Raw genomic sequence first — 5,839 nt, 5'->3', positions numbered from 1 at the left:
GGGCCGCGCGGGCTTTTTGGTTGGGCCCCCACCCTCCTGCGCCCCAACCACCGCTCGCACGTGTACGCCGCCGATGCGTCCCCCGGCGGCGTACACGTGTCCCGTTCCCGGGGCGCGCAGCGCGAAGCCCCACCCCCCGTGGGCGCGCAGCGCGAAGCCCCACCCCCGTGGGTGCACAGCGCGAAGCCCCACCCCCGTGGGTGCACAGCGCGAAGCCCCACCCCCGTGGGCGCGCAGCGCGAAGCCCCACCCCCGTGGGGCACTCGGCGCGACTCCCACCCCCGTGGGCGCAGGGCGCGCCGCCCCCACCCCCGTGGGCGCAGAGCACCTCGCCCCCCACCCCTGGATGCAGAGCACATCGCCTCCACCCCCTGGGTGCAGAGCGCATCGCCTCCCCCGTGGGCGTACGGCGCGTGCCCCACCCGGCGGCGTGCACACGACACAGCCCGGCCCGGCCCCGTGCATACGGGACCGGGCCGGGCTGTGTGCGTTCTACAGGCCGTTGACGCGAGCCATCCGGCCGACGACCACGGGGGTGAAGTCGGCCTGGATCACCCGGGCGGCCCTGCGGCCCACCCGGGAGTGCTGACGCCTTACCTGGGCCATCAGCCGGCGGCTGCGCAGGGCCATTTCCAGCTCGAAGCGGGTACGGGGGTCCCGCAGGCCGGTTCCGAAGAGTTTCTCCAGCTGACGCATGCGGTACCGCACGGTCTGCGGGTGCACGCTCAGGGCCTTGGCGGCCTCGGGAGCCCCGCCGCCCTCCAGCCAGGCGAGCAGGGTCACTTCCAGCCGCTCGCTCTGGCGGGGGGTCAGGTCGGCCAGCGGACGCAGCCACCGGGCGGCGAGCGCATGGGCCAGTGGCTCGTCCTGCAGCAGCAACAGGGTCGAGAGGTGGTCGTCGACGAAGACGGCCCGCGCCTCCAGGCCCGGTCGGGCGGGCGTCAGGGCGGACAGGCGCAGCGCCCAGCGCAGTGAGGAGGCCGTGTCGCGCAGCGGAACGGCGTGGCCGACGGCCGCGAACCGGCCGCGCAGCAGGTGTTCCAGGGGGCCGCGGGTGTCCGGGTCGGCGCTGGGGACGAGCAGGCACGGCCGTCCCGCGAACATGCCGACGAGGCACTGGTCCAGTACGGCGGCGAGCTGTTGGGTCTCGCCGGGCGTCGCCGGCACGATGGCCCGTACGGCCGGCGGCAGGGGCCAGTCGGCCGCCTCCGCGAGCTCGCTGAGGGACATCTCGGATGCGGCCCTGTCGTCCGTGAGGGTCTTGAAGAGTTCCTGCCGCGCCCGGTCGGTCTCACGGCCGCCCTCGTGGCGGGCCTCGTGACGGACCTCGCGGATGCCGTCGTTGCGGGCCGCGCGGAGGTTCGGTCGCAGGCCCTCGTGCCGGCCCTCGTGCGTGACTTCGCACTCGTCCCTGGCCGCGATGCCCCGTCCGACCTTGCTCTCGAACTTGTTCTCGGCCTTGACCTGGTTCTCGATCTCGCGCTCACTCTCCGCCTGTTCATCGTGCTCGTCCGGTGCTTGTTCCCGGGGCTGTTCCTGGTAGCCGAGGACGGCGAGGAGAGCCTCTTCGACCTTCTGGCGGAACAACTCGTCATCAATGGCATCGTTGTCATCGATAAGTGCGGAAAATTCCGGAATTCCATGCAGAAGCTCCTCCACTATCTCGGCGGCCAGCGAGGGGAGTTCCCTGCGCAGGACGCGCGTCCACTCGCCACGTGGGCGGGACCAGATGCGGTTCAGAAGTTCACACATCGTTTTCCTCGTTCGTGCCGGGGTGAGGCTTGTCCGGGGAAGAGCGACAAGCCCGCCGAGGTTGCCCCCCTCGTCAACATGCATGTCTGACACGGGAGTTGCGGCCCTCGTACTCCCTCCTGGAGAGGTCCGGCCACTTACGGTCCCGTTCCTTTGCCGTGATTTTGCCGTCGGGGACGCGTAGGTGACGGGCGGCGCGGTGGCCTGTCGCAACCTCCGCTGGAGGGGAATCTTCCGGTGTTGTTCGATGCGTCGGAGACACGCTGCGAGAAATTATCACGTTTCGATAAATCCTGTGGAGCTGCTGTGCAGCTCCACGATGCTGCTGCACTCCGGCCCCAAGTTCCCTCGGCCGGCGCGGAGTTTCACAGCGCTGCCGGGCACAGACGACATCGACCCCCGGGTGCCGAGCGCCAGGTGGAGCGCTCGGAGCCCAGGCGCACAGGAGAACTGGATGCCCCTGCCCCAGCCTCAAATGCCCAGCTCACACAGAGCCCGCCGCAGGAGCCGTCACGCGGCAGCGGCAACGGCTCCTGCGGCCGGAAGGCGGGCCGTCCGACGGCCCTCCCTCCTGCCCACGGCCGGCAGGCTGAGCCCCGGCGCGCTCTGCGCCGTGGGCGCGGCCATCGTGACCGTCACCGTGGCAGCCCGCGCGGGCGCCTTCTCCCGACTATGGGACTTCCTCGACTTCGGGGCGGGCGTACTGTCGCTCGTCTCACTCACCTCCACGGTGCTGTGGGGGCTGGCGGCGACCGACCGGAGAATCCTTGGTTCGGGCCATCGCCTCCTCGCCCAGGGCGTGCACCGCGGCCTCGCCGTGTCCGGGCTGGGTTTCCTGGCCCTCCACATATGGGTGAAGATCGCGGAATCCCGGACGACCGCCGGCTCCGCGATGGTGCCGTTCACGGACGCCAACCGGCCCCTGCTCATCGGACTCGGCAGCCTGGCCGGATACCTCTTCGTCGCCGTGGCCGTCTCCGGCGCGGTGCGCAGCGTGTTCGCCAGGAAGCGCCGATCCATGCTGTGGCGCGCCCTGCACTTCGGGGCGTACCCGGCGTGGGGTGCCTCACTGGTGCACGGCCTGAAGTCGGGCCGCGCCGCCGACACCTGGGTCACGGCCGCGTACGCGCTGGTCGCGCTCGGCATCGTGGGTGTGCTCGTGCTGCGCGTCAGGACCCGCATCCTTGACGCGGCCACCCTGCCGCCCGTCCCGCAGCCCGTGCCGCAGACACCCCTCAAGGGCGGCGTCCCCCGGCAGAGGCGCGGAACGCGTCCGGAGGCAACCGCCTCCTCGAGTCCGGCCCTGCCGCCCCGGCCCGAGCAACCGCCGCGGCCGGAGCAACTACCGCGTACCGCCGTGTACGCACCGAGCCGGGCCGGCGAGCTCGCGGACACCGAGCAGTTCGCCACCAGAGAGCAGTGGATGTGAGCGGCGACCCGCGCCCCAGCCTCGGTTGTGTGGGCGCCCCCCGGCTGCTGGCCGGACTCGACCAGGCCGCGCGGCTCGACCGCGTGGCCCATTTGACGACACACGGCCAAATGCCCCGCTACCGGCCGGAGGAACTCGTCGACCTCGCCGACAACATCGACCTCCGCGGCCGCGGCGGCGCGGGCTTCCCCTTCGCCCGGAAGCTGCGCGCCGTCATGCGCTCGGCACGCGCCGGGGACGGGCAGACCGCCGTCGTCGTCAATGGCAGCGAGGGCGAGCCGAGTTGTCTCAAGGACACCGCGATGCTGCTGCACGCCCCCCATCTGGTGCTCGACGGTGCCCTGCTGGCCGCCGCGGCACTGAACTCCGAGGACGTCGTGGTGGGCGTCACCCGGGGGGACGTGGAGCAGTCGCTGCGGCAGGCCGTGGCGGAACGCGGCCCGGCCGGGCGCCGGGTGCAGATCACACGGCTGCCCGAACGCTTCGTCACCGGCGAGGGCACGGCGCATGTGAACGGTCTCAACGGCGGCCCGACGCTGCCGTCCGGTCAGAAGATCCGGACCAGTGACCGGGGTCTGAACGGCTTGCCCACCCTGTTCTCCAATACCGAGACCTTCGCCCAGCTCGCCGTCGCCGCCCGGCTCGGCGCGCTGGACTTCCGTACGACCGGCCTGCCCAGCGAGCCGGGCACCATCCTGCTGACCGTCGCCGGCACCACGGTCGTCGAGACACCGAGCGGGGCCGCGCTCTCCTACATCCTGGAACTGTGCGGCACCGACCCGGGCCAGGGCGTCCTGGTCGGCGGCTATCACGGCAAATGGCTCGACCCGGCGTCCGCGCGCGCCGCCGAGATCTCACGGGAGTCCCTCGACCGGCTCGGAGCGCGGCTGGGGGCGGGCGCGGTGCTCCCGCTGCCCATGGACACCTGCCCGGCCGGCGAAGTGGCCCGGGTGACCCGCTGGATGGCCAAGGAGTCGGCCGGCCAGTGCGGCCCCTGCGTACGCGGGCTGCCCGCCATGGCCGACGTACTGGAGGACGCCATCCGGGGCGGGGGCAGACCCGCCCTCGAGATGCTGGAGCTGCGGATGAAGGCGGTCCTGAAGCGCGGCGCGTGCAGCCATCCCGACGGCACCTCGGCCTTCGTCGCCTCGGCGCTCAGGACCTTCCCCGACGAATTCCGGGACCACGCGCTCGGCAGCGGCTGCGGCAGGCGGGTGCTGGGCGCCCTTCCGCTGCCCGAGGACGAGGAGAGCCCGGAGCGGCTGTTGGTCGACTGGACCCTCTGCAAGGGCCACGGGCTGTGCGTGGACGTCCTGCCCGACGTGGTGCGGCTGGACCTGGACGGCTTCCCGGCCGAGGCCTCCATGGCCGTGCCCCGCCAGCTGCGGCAGAAGGCCCAGCGCGCGGTGCGCCGCTGCCCGGCCCTCGCGCTGCGCATCCAGGACTGAACCAATGCCCCGGGTTCAATGTTGGCGCGATATGACAAATTCCCAGGGATATTCGCTCACGCCGCTCCGAGCCCCGTATCAATTACCGGGGGCAAGGAAACGCGGAACCGAATCCAAAGGAGAGATCGTGAAGACAATGCGTCGTAAGATATTCGCCGGGTCGGCGGTAGCGGCACTCATGATGACGGCCGCATGCGGAGGCTCGGGCGATTACGCGGGAAAGGGCACCACGGTCCAGCCGGTGGGCGACAGCAAGCAGGCCGGTTCCGCCTACGACGACCTCTACGGAGGCGGCGCCGGAAGCGGTTCGGGCGCCGTCCCGGCGGGCCAGGCCGCCAAGAACGGCCCGGCCGGACAGCTGAAGGTGGCCGAGATCCAGGGCCTTGGATCCGGAGTCACCGACAGCGAGGGCCTCACGCTCTACCGGTTCGACAAGGACACGCCGAAGCCGCCCAAGTCCAACTGCGAGGGGGACTGCGCAAAGGCCTGGCCCGCGGTTTCCGCGGACGACGCCTCCGTCGGCGAGGGAATAGACAAGGCTCTCCTCGGCTCCGTCGCCCGGGCCGACGGCACCAAGCAGCTCACGCTCGCGGGGTGGCCCGTGTACCGCTACGCCAAGGACGCGAAGGCGGGCGACGCGCTCGGCGAGGGAGTCGGCGGCACCTGGCACGTACTGGGCCCCGACGGGAAGCCGGCCGGTGCGGGCAAGGGTGCGGAAGCCGGGGCGGAGAAGGAGGAGAAGGAAGAGAAGACGGAAGCAGGAGCGAAGGGCGGCGAGCTGAACGCCGTTCAGAACCCCGAACTCGGAACCCTCGTGGAGAACGGGGAGGGCAAGACGCTCTACCGGTTCGACAAGGACAGCGCCTGGCCGATGAAGATCGGCTGCGTGGACGCCTGCACCGATACCTGGAAGCCCGTCGCGCCGGTCGACAAGGAAAAGGTAAACGGAATCGCCGCCGAATTGATCGGCAAGGTGAAGCGACCCGATGGCACCGAGCAATTGACGATCGACTGCTGGCCGGTCTACACCTTCACCGGCGACAAGAAGCCCGGGGACACCACCGGGCACAACAACAAGGGTCTCTGGTTCGCCATCACCGACAAGGGCAAGAAGGCGAAGGTCGTCGGCTAGCGCGTATCCGCGGCGCACCGGTCCTCCCCCAAAACGCGTGGTGCCCGGGCCTCCCCACCCGGGCACCACGACCCCTAC

4 protein-coding genes are annotated in these 5,839 nt (G+C 71.2%); 3 read left to right on the top strand and 1 reads right to left on the bottom strand.

Annotated elements, in window-relative coordinates; translation table 11 throughout:
* Positions 1 to 492: 492 nt before the first annotated feature.
* The gene (locus ACWGE1_RS39655) at positions 493 to 1,752 is read right to left on the bottom strand and encodes a PucR family transcriptional regulator (RefSeq protein ID WP_453425326.1); all 1,260 of its coding nucleotides are present in this window, start codon (positions 1,750 to 1,752) and stop codon (positions 493 to 495) included.
* Positions 1,753 to 2,365: 613 nt separating this feature from the next.
* On the opposite strand from ACWGE1_RS39655, the gene ACWGE1_RS39650 reads away from it, so the two are divergent.
* From ACWGE1_RS39650 to ACWGE1_RS39640, 3 genes are all read left to right on the top strand, one after another.
* Positions 2,366 to 3,181: a hypothetical protein gene (locus ACWGE1_RS39650; RefSeq protein ID WP_453425325.1), complete on the top strand. Its 816-nt coding sequence runs from the start codon at positions 2,366 to 2,368 to the stop codon at positions 3,179 to 3,181.
* Positions 3,182 to 3,210: 29 nt separating this feature from the next.
* Complete coding sequence (locus tag ACWGE1_RS39645; RefSeq protein ID WP_453425324.1) at positions 3,211 to 4,629, top strand: NADH-ubiquinone oxidoreductase-F iron-sulfur binding region domain-containing protein; 1,419 nt, start codon at positions 3,211 to 3,213, stop codon at positions 4,627 to 4,629.
* Positions 4,630 to 4,765: 136 nt separating this feature from the next.
* The gene (locus tag ACWGE1_RS39640; RefSeq protein ID WP_453425323.1) at positions 4,766 to 5,761 is read left to right on the top strand and encodes an SCO0930 family lipoprotein; all 996 of its coding nucleotides are present in this window, start codon (positions 4,766 to 4,768) and stop codon (positions 5,759 to 5,761) included.
* The last annotated feature ends 78 nt before the right edge of the window (positions 5,762 to 5,839 follow it).

The organism is Streptomyces sp. NPDC054932 (assembly GCF_053610205.1).
This window is presented reverse-complemented; position numbering and strand designations above follow the sequence as displayed.